At 65.2% G+C, this 16,861-nt stretch carries 13 protein-coding genes; 4 read left to right on the top strand and 9 right to left on the bottom strand.

The window, feature by feature from the left end; all coding sequences use genetic code 11:
* Positions 1 to 60: 60 nt before the first annotated feature.
* A complete protein-coding gene (locus tag VGN72_24350) occupies positions 61 to 1,878 on the bottom strand; it encodes a prolyl oligopeptidase family serine peptidase (protein HEV7302493.1) in 1,818 nt (605 codons plus the stop codon).
* A gap of 579 nt (positions 1,879 to 2,457) precedes the next feature.
* Between VGN72_24350 and VGN72_24345 the strand changes: the two genes are divergently transcribed.
* Entirely contained in the window at positions 2,458 to 3,192 is a 735-nt protein-coding gene (locus VGN72_24345; protein ID HEV7302492.1) for a DUF3239 domain-containing protein, read from the top strand.
* 17 nt (positions 3,193 to 3,209) lie between these two features.
* Here the strand turns inward: VGN72_24345 and VGN72_24340 are convergent, their stop codons facing one another.
* From VGN72_24340 to VGN72_24305, 8 genes are all read right to left on the bottom strand, one after another.
* Positions 3,210 to 3,728, bottom strand: coding sequence for a hypothetical protein (locus VGN72_24340; protein ID HEV7302491.1), 519 nt, complete (start codon positions 3,726 to 3,728; stop codon positions 3,210 to 3,212).
* Positions 3,729 to 3,821: 93 nt separating this feature from the next.
* Positions 3,822 to 5,426, bottom strand: a complete 1,605-nt coding sequence (locus VGN72_24335) for a FumA C-terminus/TtdB family hydratase beta subunit (GenBank protein ID HEV7302490.1) — start codon at positions 5,424 to 5,426, stop codon at positions 3,822 to 3,824.
* Positions 5,427 to 5,894: 468 nt separating this feature from the next.
* Positions 5,895 to 7,223, bottom strand: coding sequence for a hypothetical protein (locus VGN72_24330; protein HEV7302489.1), 1,329 nt, complete (start codon positions 7,221 to 7,223; stop codon positions 5,895 to 5,897).
* Between the two features lie 495 nt (positions 7,224 to 7,718).
* On the bottom strand, positions 7,719 to 8,600 hold the full coding sequence (locus VGN72_24325) for a methyltransferase domain-containing protein (protein HEV7302488.1): 882 nt from the start codon (positions 8,598 to 8,600) through the stop codon (positions 7,719 to 7,721).
* 426 nt (positions 8,601 to 9,026) lie between these two features.
* Positions 9,027 to 9,746, bottom strand: a complete 720-nt coding sequence (locus VGN72_24320) for an SDR family NAD(P)-dependent oxidoreductase (protein ID HEV7302487.1) — start codon at positions 9,744 to 9,746, stop codon at positions 9,027 to 9,029.
* A 182-nt stretch (positions 9,747 to 9,928) separates the two neighbouring features.
* Positions 9,929 to 11,035 (bottom strand): Gfo/Idh/MocA family oxidoreductase, encoded by a 1,107-nt coding sequence (locus VGN72_24315; protein ID HEV7302486.1) that lies wholly within the window; start codon positions 11,033 to 11,035, stop codon positions 9,929 to 9,931.
* A 172-nt stretch (positions 11,036 to 11,207) separates the two neighbouring features.
* Positions 11,208 to 12,077 (bottom strand): hypothetical protein, encoded by an 870-nt coding sequence (locus VGN72_24310; protein ID HEV7302485.1) that lies wholly within the window; start codon positions 12,075 to 12,077, stop codon positions 11,208 to 11,210.
* Positions 12,074 to 12,673, bottom strand: coding sequence for an HAD family hydrolase (locus VGN72_24305; protein HEV7302484.1), 600 nt, complete (start codon positions 12,671 to 12,673; stop codon positions 12,074 to 12,076). Before VGN72_24305 ends, VGN72_24310 begins: the two co-directional genes overlap by 4 nt.
* Positions 12,674 to 12,800: 127 nt before the next feature.
* Here VGN72_24305 and VGN72_24300 point away from each other — a divergent pair, with 127 nt between their 5' ends.
* The 3 genes from VGN72_24300 (at position 12,801) to rpiB (ending at position 16,583) form a co-directional block, all read left to right on the top strand.
* Positions 12,801 to 14,723, top strand: a complete 1,923-nt coding sequence (locus tag VGN72_24300; GenBank protein HEV7302483.1) for a PKD domain-containing protein — start codon at positions 12,801 to 12,803, stop codon at positions 14,721 to 14,723.
* Positions 14,724 to 14,951: 228 nt separating this feature from the next.
* Positions 14,952 to 16,067, top strand: coding sequence for a Sua5/YciO/YrdC/YwlC family protein (locus VGN72_24295; GenBank protein HEV7302482.1), 1,116 nt, complete (start codon positions 14,952 to 14,954; stop codon positions 16,065 to 16,067).
* Positions 16,068 to 16,139: 72 nt separating this feature from the next.
* On the top strand, positions 16,140 to 16,583 hold the full coding sequence (gene rpiB / locus VGN72_24290; protein HEV7302481.1) for a ribose 5-phosphate isomerase B: 444 nt from the start codon (positions 16,140 to 16,142) through the stop codon (positions 16,581 to 16,583).
* Positions 16,584 to 16,861 lie beyond the last annotated feature (278 nt).

Raw genomic sequence — 16,861 nt, 5'->3', positions numbered from 1 at the left:
GCCTGGAGTACCAGACCGTGCCACCCGAACGCTACAGCAAGATGCGCCCTGCTCTAACCTTCACCGCCACCCCTCCTGTCGGTCCAGGAAATCCATGAAACATCCCCAGTCGTACGGCTCCATCCCGTGTCCCCCGGTGCGCACGTGATAGCCGCGCCGCCCGCGAACCAGGGGCCGTTCCGGCGCGGGCCACTCGTGCGCCGCGATCGCCGGCTCGCCCCACAGGCCGTACACGGGCGACGTGTGGGCCAGCCCCAGGAATTCCCCCTTCGGGTCGGCCCACCCGTCGTCGCTGGCGCTGGCGACGTACAGCAGTCGTGGGGCCAGCAGGTCCAGCAGCATGTGCTGGTCGAACGGCATCTCACCATCGCGCCCGCGATAGGCGTTCAGGTTCGGCGCGAACCAGTGGGGAAAGTTGGCGGTGATCTTCGCGATCGTCTCGCCGAACATGCGCCGGCTGATGGCCGCCCCACCACAGCCGGACTCGTTGGAGTACGCCGCTGCGAACCGTTCGTCCTGCGCCGCGGCCCAGAGCGCGGTCTTGCCCCCGCGCGAGTGCCCGATGACCGCCACGCGCTGGCCGTCCACGCGATCGTCGGTCTGCAGGTAGTCCAGCGCCCGGCTGGCGCCCCAGGCCCAAGCGCCAATTGCGCCCCAGCCATCACCGGCGCGCGGTTGGTTCAGGTCGTCGAAGAGCTGCATCACCCCGTCGCGGTAGGTGGCCGCATCGTCCGGCGCCACGTCTCCGTACTGGAACGCCGCCGCCCCGTAACCGCGCGCGATCATCTCCTCGGCTGGCCAGAAGCCCGAGCGAGTCGCGCGCGTGGGATCGATGTGCATGGCCTTGCGATTGTTGATCAGCAGCAGCACCGGCGCGCGCCTGCCCCGCAGCGCGTTGGGCAGGAAGAGCGTGAGTCGCGACGTGTGCTGCCGATCCCCGTTGCGACAATGGATCGCCACCCGGCGCAGCGTCGCGGCACCGTCCATCGCCTGCTCGTTCGTCTCGATCACCTCGAACCGCAGTTCCGCTGGCCGCCCGGACGATCGCCCGAACATGTGCGTGCGAAACAGCTCCAAGATCTCCTCGCGCCGCTTCGGCCAAGCCGCCGGCGACGTGACGGCCGAACCGTCCTTCGCGCGCAGCGCATCGGGCAGCTCGTATTGCGGCACCTTCGCCTCGTCGTAGTTCGTTGGTTCCTCAGGCGTTGCTGGCGCGACGGCGGGGTTCGGGGTCGTCATGGGCACCATGGTACGACCGTCCACCGCCTCGCTGCAATCGCGCTTCGGTGGCGCCGGGTCGTACGCCGGCCGCAGGATGGTTTCCGTTGGCGCGGTCGGCGCGATCGCATCGATGGCGTCACCTGCTTCCGGGTCGGCCAGCCATGGCGCCAGGATCGCATCGCGCTCGTCGTCGGTCACCGGCTCGTTGCGTTGCGCTGGCGCACGCGTTGCGCGCACCTGGGCGTTTAGGACCGCCGACAGGTCCTGCGCGCCGCTCGGCTGCGCCTGTTTGAACGCGCCGGTGCCGCGCAGCACGCTGACCGCCAGCCGCTGCGCCGCCGGGTCGTACGCCGCGCCATTGTCCGACAGCGCGGTGTCGATCGTCTGCATCGACTTCATCGCAAGCTTGCGTACCCGCCCCACCAGCGCCTCGAACATCTCGTGCTGCCTGCGATGCAGTTCGGCGATGAAGACCGGGTTCTGACTGCGCCACCGCGAGATCGTGTTTCGATGCACGCCCAACCGCCCGGCGACCACCGAATCGTTCTCCCCCACCAACAGCAGCGCCACCGCCGTCCGCTGCCGCTCCGTCAACCGCGGGACCGCCGGCCGCTCATTTTCACGCGGCGAATACGGCGAGCCCGGCGAACTGGGCAAGGCATTTCCCGATTTCGTGCACCATTCTGCACCATTTTGCACCATCGCCCCACCTGCCAAACCGGCAGTTCCGTCTACGGCGACTCTATCATTCGCCACCACATCGCCACGCGCATGCACCCGATTTGCACCCAGCATGATTCCCTCCTTCTTCGGTAGGATTCCCGCGACCCCGGCCAGCCTTGAACAGGCCGGCGCACCCGGTCCCGACACGATTGAACCGCGCAAAAACGCGGCCCCGGCACCCCGCACACTGCGGTCTGCCCAAGGTGAATTATTGCCCGCCAGAACACGTTTGTCGGCGGAAAAATGCGGGGTTTAGAGGTCCTTCACGTCCGCCAGCAGTTGTTCGAACCGTTCACGGTGTCATCGCTGTCCTCTGTGGAAGGCCTTTAGCGGCAGGTTTGTCGCGCCTCTGCGCGCGACTACAATCACCGTTTTGCATGCGGCGGACTCACTAGCGTTATACGGAAGAGAAATCTGATGAGTATTTCATTTCAGTGTAGGTGCGGCAAGCGGTACCAGGTCGACGATTCGTTCGCCGGCCGACGGGTGGCATGCAAGGCGTGCAAGCAACCGATGAGCGTCCCCGCGGCCAAAGGTGAACCGACGGCACTTGGTGACTATGACTTGGCCGGTTCCGATCCGCCCCGGACGCAGAGCGTTGCCCGGCATTCCCCGGGAGCCGCCATCGGGGGCGGTCGGCAGGTGCCGGTTCGGTCGGATGGGTCCTCGCGCGCGTCTAACCCGGCACAACTCTACATCGAGACCGGCCAGTACCTTCGCTGCCATATGTTCGTGATAGGCTTCGTCGCCATCGCGATGAGCCTATGTTCGGTCGGCATGCTCTTCTTCGAGAAATATCAATGGCTTTGGTGGGTGCCGCTTCTCATGCTACCGATAATCATCTGGACACAGCTATCGGAACAGAAAAAGCAGATGGCAAGCGGAAACGTCTGCCCGGCGGTGGTAATCAAAGACGCGCCCTACCGAGTCGCAGTCTACACCGACCTGTCGACCGAACATGGCAGCAGCCATCCAGCCATCTACGTGATGAATGCAGGCAACCTCGTACACGCACCGGGCGGCCGACCCAAGGTGGGTGAACGCCTCACGGCGGTGGCGTACTACTCGGGTCCACCGAAGAACGGTTCGTGGCAGGGCTTCTCTCCCACGCTCGTCGTTACCGTCACCCGCAATGTTGCCGACACTGCCCGTATTGACGCCTCGGTTCCGCAGGAAGAATGGGACGCATTGGAGAGCGCCCTTGAGGAACTGAGCGATGCCAATCCGGGCCTGTACCGTCTGACCTAAAGCGCGGTCTGCCCGACTCACGGACCAGTCGGCAGTGTCGCGGGCGCGACTCGTTTTGCCCTCTCGCGGGCGGCCTTGATCTCCCCGTACGCTTCCATACCTCGTTTCACCTCAGGCGAGCGAAGCTTCTCGTAGTACGCGTCCCGTTCCTGCTTAGACACCCTTTCGGCTTCCGCCTGCCTGGCTGCGTCCGTGACGCTCGCAATTAGCACCGTGACTGATAACCCAAACGCCAGCGCGATCCCCACGAGGAGCATCCAATGGGCCCGCAGCTGACGGTCGAACAGCGGGCTTTCGTCCCCACGCCAGCGTTCGATTGCCCAATGCAACACGTATCCCACCATCCCGCCGACCAGCCCCGCAACTGCGAACTTCGCCTGCGGCGCCTCGGGGAACAGCACGGCCGCCAAGGCCATTCCGCCAAAGATCCCGCCGCCGATGATGACGCGGAACAGGAGCGTGCTAAAGATCGATTCCCCTTGGAGTTCGGGGTTTTCAACCTGTTGCCATTTTCGCTTCGGACTTGGTGAAGTCATATAAGGCTCGCTCGGACGCTATAGGACGCACGGGCGTCTCACGCCAGCCGTCGCGGGAATGGCCTTGCAGTAGCAGCGCGATTCACGACGGCTCTATAACCCCTCAAAGAAATCGTTCCCCTTATCGTCCACCACGATGAACGTCGGGAAGTCGACCACTTCAATCTTTCGAATCGCTTCCATCCCCAGGTCTTCGAAGTCGATCAGTTCCACCTTCTTGATGTTCGACTGCGCCAATAGCGCTGCGGGGCCGCCGATGGAGCCGAGGTAGAAGCCGCCCCACTTCTTGCAGGCGTCGGTGACGGGTTTGCTGCGGTTGCCTTTGGCGATCATGACCATGGAGCCGCCGTGGGATTGGAAGAGGTCGACGAAGGCGTCCATCCGGCCGGCGGTCGTGGGGCCGAAGCTGCCGCTGGCCATGCCGAGCGGGGTCTTGGCGGGGCCGGCGTAGTAGATCGGGTAGTCCTTGAAGTACTGCGGCATCGGTTGGCCGGCCTCCAGCATTTGCCGCAGCCGTGCGTGGGCGGCGTCGCGGGCGACGATGAGCGTGCCGGTCAGCTCCACTCGCGTTTTGACGGGGAACTGGCTCAGGATTTTCCGCACGCGGTCCATGCCGATCGAGAGGTCGATCTTCACCGGCGCCGCGAGCTTCGGTTGCTCGGCGGGCAGGTATTTGCCGGGGTCGCGTTCCAAGGCTTCCAGGAAGACGCCGTCGTGGGTGATCTTCGCTTTGATCTGCCGGTCGGCCGAGCACGACACGCCGATGCCGATGGGCATGCTGGCGGCGTGGCGCGGCAGCCTTATGACGCGCACGTCGTGCGCGAAATACTTCCCGCCGAACTGCGCGCCGATCTTGCTCTCGCGGGTGATGTTCAAGATGCGCTCTTCCCACGCGGTATCGCGAAACGCCCTGCCGCCCTCGCTGCCGGTTGTGGGCAGATTGTCGAGGTACTTGGCGGTGGCGAGTTTCAGCGTCTTCATCGTCGTTTCGGCGCTGGTGCCACCAATGACCACCGCAAAATGGTACGGCGGACAGGCACTGGTGCCGATCTCCTTCAGCTTGCTGCGGATGAACGTTTCCAAGTCCTTCTCGTTCAGCACCGCGGGCGTGCTTTGATAGAAGTACATCTTGTTGGCGCTGCCGCCCCCCTTGGCCATGAAGAGCAGCTTGTAGGCGTCGCCGGTCTCAGCCGAAATGTCGATCTGCGCGGGCAAGTTGCTGGCGGTGTTCTTCTCCTTGAACATCTCCAACGGCGCCAGTTGCGAGTAGCGCAGGTTGTTCTGCTGATACGTGTCGAAGATGCCTTCGGACAGCGCCGCGGCATCGTCGCAGTCGGTTAAGACGTACTGGCCCTTCTTCCCCACGATGACGGCCGTCCCAGTGTCCTGGCAGCTCGGCAACTGCCCGGCGGCGGACACCACGGCGTTCTGTAAATGCGTGTAGATGACGAAGCGGTCGTTGTCGCTGGCGTCGGGGTCGCTCACCTCGTCGGCCAGCTTCTGCAGATGCTTGGGGCGGAACAGGAAGTTGATGTCGATGAACGCCTGACGGGCGAGGTTGCGCAACGCCGACGGTTCGACCTTCAGCAGCGTGCGCCCGCCGACGTCGATCGTGGAGACGCCCTCGCTGCTGAGCAGGCGGTAATCGGTGTCGTCTTCCCCTAATTGAATCGTCGGCTCATACACAAATTGCGGCACGGGTGCGGTCTCCTCGGGTAATGTCGGGCGTGGATCGCGAGCATGCATTTTAGCGGGGATTGTGCCGCGATGCGAAAGAGGGTTGAACCGCCAAGGACGCCGAGGGAAGAAAGAGAAAGCGAGGGTGGAAGATGGAGGATGGAGGGGACTGCGAAAGGCAAGGGGCTGCCGAGCCATACAACATCGTCACTCTGAGAGGGTGTTAAAGAACACGGTCGCGGCTGCCTTGGCCGTGGCATGGGCGCCAGAGCCCATGCCAGTGGATTGGAATGAGAAATTTCATTTATTGGCTGCTGCGCCGACCGAGTCGCTGCAACCAATTCTCTCTTCCGGCCCTAACACACGCATGGGCTCTGGCGCCCATGCCACGGTCGAAGCGGACGCGGCGTCGTTCTTTAACACCCTCTAAGGTACTGCGAAGGCGATTGGCGCTCTTGGCGTCCTTGGCGGTTCGCCTTTCTCACACCGTTACGCCAGCGCCGGCCGTGGTTCGTCGCCGGCCAGAAGCTTCTTCACGATGATGATGAAGATGCCCGTGCAGACGAGGTTCAGCGCCAGCGAGAGGACCGCGACCGTGAGGGCCGGGCCACCCAGGCCGTAGCTGAGCGAGACGACCAGCACGCCCGCGCCCACCTCGCCGCGGGGGAACATGGCGACCGAGACCGCCAGCCGCTCGCGGATCGTCGCCTCGCGGCGGTAGCAGAAGACCGGGAACATCTTGCCCAGGTTCGACAGGAACGTGATCATCAGCACGTGGCCGGCGATGACGCCCCAGCCCGGGAAGCGATCCTTCTCCGCCATCACCTCGGTGGGCACGCCCTCGTACGACAAGGCCTTTTTCTTGGCGGGCGCGGCCGTCACCGGCGCCTCGGTCGGTTGCTCACCGGCGACGGTGGGCGCGACCTCGGTCGGCACGTTGGCCTGCAGTGGCTCGGCGGTCCCCCCGATCGGGGGCATCGACAGGCCCACCAGCACCATGAAGCAGACCGACACGATCGTCGACACCCGCTGTTCATTGGCCGCTACCGGGCCGTGTGCGGTGCCCTCGAGCGCATCGTTCGCGTGCGGGTCGGCGCCGGCCGGCCGGGCCAGCATGCTGCCGAGCACGAAGGCGGGCAGCAGCACTTCCAGGTGGATCGGCACCTCGGCATCGATCTGCATGCTGGCGAAGTAGATGATCTCGGAGACCACGGTGATGCCCAGCGCGTACGCCAGCACGTACGGCCAGGTCACCGGCAGGCGCACGACGTGCAGGTATCGCCACGCCAGCACGAGCAGGACGGCGATGAAGAGCACGATCAGCATCAGCTGCCACTTGAAGCCGACCATCATGATCTTGAGGGGGATCATGAGCAGGATGGTGTCGAGGTCGTCGAAGATCGCGAGGATGCGGGCCTTCTTAAACACCCACGTTGCCGCCAGCCCCGCCGCCGCCAGCATGGAAAACAGCACGCCCGCCGACGTGGGGGACGCAAAGCGGGCTTCCAGCAGCGATTCGCGCCACAGGTCGCCGTGGCCCCAGAGCTCGCGCGGGGCCATGACGTAGACGAAGTACATCGCGACCATGATCCACGGGAACGCCGCCGCCGTGCCGGCGACGACGTAGTCCCAGACGTACTGCCGCGGGCGAGACTTGTCGATCTCGAACTCGTAGCCGACGTGGATCATGATGAACGACAGCGCGAGCATCGTGAGGAACGTGATCGTCCCCGTGACGGCCGCGGGCGCGTTGCCCATGAACTGTGAAATGATGAGCCCGACGACGAGCAGGCCGGAGTAGAGCAGAACCTTGCGCACGATGCACCTCCGTGTCTGTCGCGGACGCACCTGTACGTCAGACGGAAACCATCCAGACGCGCGCGTGCCACCGCGAGTAAACCACGTGAGGTGACGACCCCATCACCCCGAAACCTGCGGCCCGGCCCACGCCGGCCCGCACCCGGGGCGGAAGATAGGGATTCGGGGCCTTGGTCGCAAGTCGGAAAATCGAACGGAGCTGTCGGGGGTTTCCCGAAGCGCGTGTATTATGTCCGGTCCCTCTCCCATGTAGTCATGGGAGAGACTAGGTGAGGGTGATTCGGTCTGCACCGTGCGTTGTGACCGAAGCGTTGCCCACGAAGGGGCACTAAGGAACACGAGTAAGAGCAGCATGCAATTGCGCTTTTTTTCGCGTTGATTCGTGGCCATTCGTGGGCCGTCTTCGGTTCCAAGTCACCCTCACCTAGCCTCTCCCGGAGTACCGGGAGAGGGACCAGATGACCTCGCCCCGCTCCATCAGACCTTCCGGGCGATTCAGGTTGCGCCAGCCATTCCCGGCACCTTGATCGCCCGGATCGCCAGGAACATCGGGATCTCCTTCTTGGCCGTGTTCTCGGCGGCGGCGCGGGGGCCGCTGTCGCTGAGCTTGTGGCTGGGCCATTCCTCGATCGCGTCGATCAGCAGGCCGGCGTTGCGCAGGGCGCGGGCGTAGGCCTCGATGGGCTTGTGGAAGGTCCAGGTGTAAGTGTCGGGGTCTTTGCCGGGATGCGTGACGATCGGCGACTTGCGCGGCAGCAGGTAGCGATCGACCCGCCGGAACTGCACGCCGGCCTGCTCGTCCCAGCCCCAGCCGGTCTCCTTCGGGCTGCGGAAACACGGGTGCATCATCGCCAGCACGAACCGGCCCCACGGCTTCAACGCCCGCGCGACGCCCGTAAACACCGGCGCGATCGGGTTGATGTTCTGAATCGCCAGCAGACAGGCGGCCCCGTCGAAACCCTCGGCGTCCAAAATGCCCAGCTCGCGCGCGTCGGCGACGCGGTAGTCGATCTGCGTGTTCGACCCGCTGGCGTCGTTCTTCTGCCGTGCCGTGGCGGCGTGGATGAGCGGGGCCGCGGCGTCGATCCCCAGCACGGCCACGCCACGGTCGGCGAGCATCCGGCAGAAGACCCCCTGCCCGCAGGCGATGTCCGCACAGCGGTCGCCCGACTTCAACCCCAGCAGGCGCATCGCCCCGGGCAGCACGACCTCGCGCTGATATTCGCTGCCCTCGTCACCGACGAGTTTGTCGTACCAGTCGGCCACGCCCGCCCAGTGGGTCATGCCGCTTGGCTTGGATTGCTTGGCCGGCGCGGGCCGCGCCGGTCGCGTGAACTTGGCGGGTCGCGGGCGATTGGGATCCGGGCGTTGCGGCATGGCCGCATTTCAACCGCGAGGGGGGACGATGGGAAGGCCCGAGATGTAAAGAGGGTGAACCGTAAAGACGCGGAGGACGCGGAGAGGGAGGGAGAAGAGACGAATGGGCCGCACGGAGAGCACTCGTCATTCTGAAAGTGCACCGGCCGGTCCGGTCTTCACCGTGGCATGGGCGTCTCGCCCATGCGTGTAGACTGGAACGGGGAGCACAATTTACTGAGCACTGCGCTGACCAAGCCGCTGCTATGAATCCCGCCTTCCGGCCTTACTACGAGCATGGGCGAGACGCCCATGCCACGGTCGGAGCGGGACGCGGCCGCAATCTTTCACACGCTTTTACGCTCCGCTCGCCCGCTTCTCTCCCCCCATCTCCGCGTCCTCCGCGTCCTCCGCGTCCTCCGCGTCTCCGCGGTAAATTCCCGCTTTCTACCCCCCCACCGTCGGCCGGATCACCAGTTGTTCCACCAGTGCCCGCGCCGGCAGGTTCACGCAGAGCATCACGCAGTCGGCCAGATCATCCGGCTGCAGCATCTTCACCCGCGCCTCGGCCGGGGGTGGCACGGGGCGCTTGTCGAGCAACGGCGTGGCGATGTCGCCGGGGAAGATGGCGCAGGCGCGGATGCCGCGGGCGCGTTCCTCGGTGTTAATCGACTGCGTCAGCCCTGTCACCGCGAATTTGCTGGCCACGTAAGCCGGGCCCGCCTTGGCGTTGGCGATCAGGCCGGCGTCGGAGACGATATTGACGATCGTGCCACTGTTGGCCGACCGCATGCCTGGCAGCACGGCCCGCACGAAGTGGAACGTGCCGCCGAGGTTCGTGTCGATCACCTGCTGGAAGTCGGCGCTGTTGACGACTTCCAACGACCGCTTGCCGATGTTCGTGCCGGCGCAGTTGATCAGGGCCGCGATCGTGCCGAACTGCTTCACGACCGCCGCGACCACACCGTCCACCGCGGTGGCGTCGGCGATGTCGCAGGGGTAGACGTGCAGGCGGTCGCTGTTGCCGGCGGCCAATTGCTTCGTCTCATCAAGCGATGCCGCAGTCCGGCCGACGAGCGCGACCGTCCAACCTTCGCTGGCCATGCGTAATGCCACGGCACGGCCCACGCCACTGCCTGCGCCGGTTACGATTGAGGATTTGTTCATAGTGAGTGCGTTCCAAGTCAAAAGTCCGTCATCCTAAGGTACTCCGAAGGATCTCTTCCGTCCCACGTGTGAATACGGGGGGAGATCCTTCGGAGTACCTCAGGATGACGAGGTGCGAGTAAGCCGTTGTCCGATCGAAAATCCCGGTAGGCATGAGCGGGCAAGCCGCCGGTCGCACCCTACTATGGCGAAGCGATTGATCTTGCCACCCGCGGCACATCCACCCAGCGGCGTTCATCGGCCGACTGAATCGCGGCGTCCATCACGGCCTGAACCGCGGCGCCGTCCCACAAATTAGGACTGCAATCGCGGCCGTCGCGGATGGCGTTGATGAACTCGACGTTCTGATCGTACCGGAACGTCGCCACGGGGTCGCCCTGCTTGGGGTCGCGATTCGAGCCGGGGTAGACGAGGAACTCGGCCGGCACCATCACGGTTTCCAGGTCCTTCGCGCCGGGGCGGCCGATCTTCAGTTCGAGCGGCTTCTGCGTTGTGAACGCGAGCGTGCCGCCGGGGCCGTTCACCTCGGCCAGGTCCAGGCCGTAGTGTCCCTCGCCGCGACCGGTGGCGAGTTTGGTGCTCTCCAGCATGCCGGTGGCGCCGGTGGTGAAGCGGGCCATGATTGCGACCCAATCGTCCAGGTCCGACGGCGTGTTGCCGGCGCGCGTGTCGAGGAAGCGCTGTTGGTCGGAGACGAGCCGTTCGATCGGCCCGACGAGCAGGTGGCCGTAGTCGATGCGGTGCGTGAGCATGTCGCCCAGTTCACCGGAGCCGGCCAGCTTCTTCACCTGCCGCCAGCCAAGATTGCGATCGCCCCAGTCCTGAAACCGCTGCGCCCGAAAATGGTACGGCTGGCCAATATCCCCCCGGCGGACGAGGTGCGTCATGTACCGCATCGCCGGCACGAAGCGGTATGTGAACGCCGTCATGTGACGAACGCCAGCAACGTCGCAGGCCCGCGCCATCGCGACCGCCTCTGCAACATTCATCGCGATCGGCTTCTCGCACAACACGTGCTTGCCCGCGCGGGCGGCGGCGATCGTGATCGGCGCGTGCAGGAAGTTCGGCGTCGCCACCACCACCGCGTGCACGTCCTCCTGAGCCAGTAAATCTTCCCACCGCTCGAACGTTTTGCTGACGCCGTACTTCTGGGCCGCCTGCGCCAGCGTCTGCGCGTTGCTGTCGCAGAGCGCGGTGACGCGGACATCGTCGCAGAGCGCGAAGCCGGGGACGTGGTTGGCCAGTGCGATCGCGCCGGCGCCGATAATGCCGATGTTGAGGGTCTGCATCTGGCTATTCATTGAATCATTGCAGGCGAAAGAAGGGAAGCCGGGGGAAGACACAGACAAGAATGTCTGTGCCACGGAAGAGAGAATACGGGGGGAGAAAGAACAGGGGGAGAGACAGGCAGGAATGCCTGTCCTACAGAAGAGCGGCTCTCTCCGTCGGCGATTCGCTCCATTACTCCGCAAACTCCTCCGTGCGCATGTTCCAGTTTTCGACTTCTTCCAGCTTAAAATCGTTGTCGGCAGCGCCGCTGTTCGTTTGGACGTCGGAAAACTCGGTCTTGCGCACGCTGGTCTGGTTGGCATCCTCGGCGTCGATGCGGACGGGGAAGTCGGTCTGGTCGTCCACCCACACGTCGATGGCGGTGAACTTGGTCGCGAACTGCGTGTCGGGCCTTGGCGTCAACTTCAGGTGCACGCTGTTCTGCGGGTCGTCGGGCGTCAGCGGGATCTGCGTCACCTCGAACAGGCGATGCACCTCGGCCTTGTCCTGGCCAATCGGCAGCGGGAACGGGCCCTCGCCCAGCTTCAGCAGGTTGGCCTTCTCGCCCGGCTTCAACACCTGCCGGCGAACCTCGGTCTTCGTCTCGTAGTTGCGGTCGATCAGCACGCCGTTCTGCAGGACGTATTCGATGCGCTCGTCGAAGCGTTTCGTGCCTTCGTCCTTGGTTAAGAACGACACGCGGATGCGCGAGTTGCCGTCGGGGGTGGTCTGGTAGATCACGTTGCCGTTGCGGGCAGTGTCGCTGCCGCTGGTGTTGTCGATCTCGGTCAGCGTGACGGCCGCCTTGAAATCCTTCAGGGCTTTGCCGAGCGCATCGAGACGGTCCAGCGCCTCATCCACCGACGCCGGCTGATTCGCCGCCGGGACGGCCGCCGCGGCGGCGGGTTCGGTGTTCGCGGCGCCCGTCTGCGGCTCCTGCGGCGATTGCGCCGGGGGCGACAACGTCGGTTGCTGTGGCGCCGCGGGCTCGGCGGGCTGCCCGTTGGCGCAGCCGACGGTGGTGGCGGTGATCAACGCGATACCGAGGACGATCGATTTCATTTCGCTCCTTCAAAAACGTTGCGGACCAGCGCCTGCAGTTCGCACAGGTCGCTTACCTCCATCGTAGGCTCAGCGGTGAACCGACGCGGCTTGCCGTGGCTAACCCACACCGTGCTGATGCCCGCCGCCTGGCCCGCCTCGATATCGTACCGGCCATCCCCGATCATCCAAGCCCCTGCCGGTGGCACACCCAGCATCTGGCAGGCCATGAACAGCGGCGCCGGATCAGGCTTGGGCGTGCAAGTCTCGCGCGCGATCACGCACTCGAACGATAGCCCGTGCTTGGCCAGCACCGTCTCTACGCTGCGCCCGCTGTTGCGCGTGATCAACGCGATGCGCAGCCCCCGGCGGCGCAGGTCGTTCAGCACCAGCATGCAGTTCTCGTTCAACTCCGACCCCTCGGCGGCCAGTTCCTCGTGCCGATCGAGGATGATCTCGCACCGCTGCCGGTCCGCCGGCGACATCTCGTCCATCGCTTCCAGGATCGCGCGATCGCCAATGCCCATCTCGGCCTTGATCGCGTCGAAGTCGAGCATCGGCCGGGTCAGCGTGCCATCCATGTCGAATAGAATCGCTTGCGGTACCATCAACGTCATCGTGCGGCGGACTGTAACACAACTGATGAACCACGCAGACGTGCAACCCCGATGCGCCTCTCGAACGGCCGGCAACCGCTTCGTGGCGTCGTGCCTTTGTGGTTGTTTTGTCTTCGTCCTGCTGTGTTTGCCCCAGATCGCAACCGCCGCCTGGTTCGACGCCGCGTGGCCGTATCGGCGGGCCTTAGAGGTGAAGTGGGACGCGAATCGGCCGACCGGCGAAGACGTGGGCTGGGCCGACATCTACACCGCCGGTCACGCCGACGCCAAGGGCCGCGACTTGCGCATCGCCACCGATGACGGCAAGCTGGTGCCGAGCCGTGTGCTGTTCGCCGGGCCGGGCGATGTGGTGCGCGTGGCGTTCGCCATGCCGCAGGGGGAGCAGAAGTTTTACGCCTACTTCGGCAACAAGAAGCTGGACGACAAGAAGCCCGAACCGCTGAAGGCGCGGGCGGCGCTGCTGATGGAAAGCCGCATCCACAAGGGCGGGCAGGTGGGCGGGTTCGACGCCATCGAGGCCGCGTGGGACAAAGGTGGCGACCACATCGGCAGCAAGTACCTGGGCTCGGGCATGCTCGGGTACAACCCGTTCGGCGAGCAGCAACAGGTCGTTTCCAAGCTATCCGGCGCGATCTTTGCCGCCGTCGATGGCGAGTATGAATTTGCGATCAGCGTGGATGATGTGGGCGCGCTGTACGTCGCCGGCAAACCGCTAGTGTTTGCGCGCATCGGCCCGGGCGACGCGCGGCACCACGGCAAGGTCAAGCTGACGCGCGGCCGGCACGATCTGCTCTTCTATCACGTCGACTACGGTGGCGACACGCGGTTCACGCTCGCCTGGAAGCCCCCCACCGCCACCAAGTACGACGTGATCGGCCGGGCCGAGACCGGCGCCGCGTTCGGCGCGGTCGCCGGGCCACTGGAACAGCAGAAGAAGCCGCTGGTGGCCGACTTCACGGCCGACCACGTCAGCGAGAGCTGGACGGCCGGCAACTACGCCCATCGCTACAAGTTCACCGGCCGACTGCCCGCAGGAATGTCGGGCGCGAAATTCGCGTGGGACTTTGGCGATGGCCAGACGGCCACCGGCGCAACGGTCGACCACGTCTACGTCACGCAGGGCGTCTACCCCGTGCGCGTGACGGCCCGCATCGGCAACAACAGCGATGCCCAGACCACGCAGTTCCACGTCGCCCGCGACTACGACGCATTCCGCGGTAACCCGCTGGCGCCACCGTCGGAGGCGGCGAGCGTGTTTGCGGAAATCGTGGCGGAGTACGACGTGGGCAAGATGCCGTTGAACTGGCTCGCGCCCGCCGCCGACCTGCTGAGCGAAGGGGGCAAGCCCGACGCCGCCCGCGCGGTGGCCGTGCGCATCGCGACGGAAAAGAAGCACGCCGACCGTGCCGCGGTGCTCGATGTCCTGCGCGAAGCGCCCGGTGACGCCGCGGCCAAGGTGGCGCTCTGGGAGCGCGTGCCGGCCGATTCCGACCTTCAACCCACCGCCGCCCAGGAACTGGCCGAGCTGCTGTTGTGGACGGCCGGTGATTTCGCCAAGGCGGTGACGGTGCTTGAACCGTTCAAAGATAAGGGCCAGCCGCTCGACCGCGTGCGGCTGGGCCAGGCTTACGTGCTGGCTGGCCGGGTGGACGATGGCGCCAAGCTGCTGGAGGCGGTCGATGTAAAGGATGAGCCCGCAAAGCGGGCCGCGATCAGTGGCGCGATGGCGCGGACGATCGAGGCGTTTCTGCAGGACGACGACTGGGAATCCGGCAACGCCTCTTGGGACGACTGGATGACCCGCTTTCCGACCGATTTCCTCAGCGGCTACCCGGCGGTGCTGAAGGTGCAGCTCATCGAGCGCAGCGGCCACCCCGTCCCCGCCGCCAAGGTCGCCGAGGCGTTCGCCGGTGCCGTGCCGAACTCACCGTACGCCCCCACGCTGCTCGACCGCGCCGCGAGGCTGTTGGAGAAGTCGGACGCGGAGAAGAGCAAGGCGCTGCGCCAGCGGTTGAAGGAGAAGTATCCGGAAGATCCGTTGAGCCAATGAGGGAAAGCGGAAGGAATGACCAATGACCAATGACCAAACCCGAATGACCAATGAATGTCCAAGTTCCAATGGCCAATGAAGACGAGCGGGACTTTTGGTCATTGGTTATTGGGATTTGATTGGTCATTCGGGTTTGGACATTGGTCATTCGCAATGTCCTCCCCCGCCCCCACGCTCTCTCCATCTTGACACATCTGGCCGGGTCGCCTCTTATACGGGGTAAGCCTGATGCCAGTACCTGTCATTCCCATTCTCGACGTGCGCGACTACGAGGCCGAGGTGCGCCGCGGCGTGCAGACGCTGACCAGTGGTGGCCTTGTCGTGCTGCCCACCGAGACCGTCTACGGCGCCGCCGGCCGGTTGGACATCGCCGAGGCCCGCGCGAAGCTCGCGGCGCTGCGCGGTGAGGCGTCGGCGGGCAAGCCGTTCACGATCCACCTCGCCAAGCGCGAAGACGCGATGCAGTACCTCGGCGAGGTCAGCGAGCTCGGCCGGCGGATGATGAAGAAGCTATGGCCGGGCCCGGTTGGGCTGTGGTTCGACGTGCCTGCCGACCGGCGCGCCGAGGCGGCCAAGGCGCTGAACCTGAACGAGGCCGACCTGTACGACGGTGGTGGCATCGTCCTGCGCTGCCCGGACGACAACATCGCGACCGACGTGATCGGTGAGGCCGGTGGCCCGATCGTGCTGACGGCCGTCGGGGGCGCCGCGCTGCGGGCCGACGGGCTGGCGACGGAGCTGGACGGCAAGGTCGATTTGATCTTCGATGCCGGCCATACGCGGTACAACAAGCCGTCGACGCTGCTTCGCGTGAACGGCTCGCGCTACGAGATCGTCCGCCAGGGCGTCTACGACGAGCGCATCATCGAGAAGATGCTGAAGACCACGATTTTGTTCGTCTGCAGTGGCAACACCTGCCGCAGCCCCATGGCCGAGGCGCTGGCGCGGTCCATCCTGGTGAAGAAGCTGGGCGGCGAGGACATGGCGCTGGAGAAGCGCGGCATCAGCATCATCTCGGCCGGCAGCTTCGCCATGGCCGGCGCGCGGGCGACACCGCAGGCGGTGGAAGCGGTAAAGGGGCTCGGCGGCGATTTGTCGGGCCACCGGTCGCGGGCGTTGACGGTCGAATTGATCCACCAGGCCGACGCCATCTTCACCATGGGCCGGGCGCATGCGGGCGCGGTGCTGTCGCTCGTGCCGTCGGCGCGCGATAAGGTGACCACGCTGGACCCGAGCGGTGACATTGAGGACCCGATCGGTGGCGACCAGGCGCTTTACACCAGCCTCGCCGGCTCGCTAAAGGGTATAATCGAAAAGCGGCTGGACGAGTTGAACATTTCGTAGCTCTGGCCACGGAAGTACCAGACTGAATTGAGTGGCCGCGCTCCAACCCGCGCGGCCGAGAGGGAACGCCCCATGAAGATTGCGATCGCGTGCGACCATCGTGGCTACGATGCGAAGCGCAAGCTGCTGCCGATTCTGCTGAAGTCCGGGCACACGGTGCAGGACCTCGGCTGCGACAGCACCGCCGCGGTCGATTATCCAGACATCGCCGCCCCGGTCTCCAAGGCCGTGGCCAGCGGTGAGTACGACGTCGGCATCCTGCTCGACGGCAGCGGCATCGGCATGTCGGTGGTGGCCAACAAGATCAAAGGCGTTCGCGCCGCGCTGGCCCACGACGAGGTGACGGCCCGCATCGCGCGCGAGCACAACCACTGCAACGTCGTCTGCCTCGGCACCGATCTGCTGAGCGAGGAGAACGTGAAGAAGATCGTCGAGACCTTCCTGACCGCCGAGCTATCGGAAGGCCGCCACGTCCGCCGCGTCGAGAAAATCGCCGCGATCGAAGCGGCGGAGTAATTTCGTCCGCGTCCCGCCTCTAGCGGCATCTTCTTCTGTAGGACAGGCATTCCTGCCTGTCTCTCCCCCCCCGTATTCCTCTGCCTCTCTTCTGTGTCTCTTCCTGTCTCCTATCTTTCTAGTGGGACGGACATTCCTGGGCATTCACATACTTGACGCACGCCTGCGGTCTGGTCCCCTCTCCCGCCTGCGCCGGGGGAGGGCTAGGGTGGGGGTCTACCCGTTCGGAGTCGCCAAGAAGGCCCCCTCCCTAGCCCTCAGGGGCGAGTACGCGGGAG

The organism is Tepidisphaeraceae bacterium, from assembly GCA_035998445.1.
In the GTDB taxonomy this organism is placed as follows: Bacteria; Planctomycetota; Phycisphaerae; order Tepidisphaerales; family Tepidisphaeraceae; genus DASYHQ01.
The sequence above is the reverse complement of the archived record's forward strand: the minus strand, read 5'-3'. Positions and strand labels throughout refer to the sequence as shown.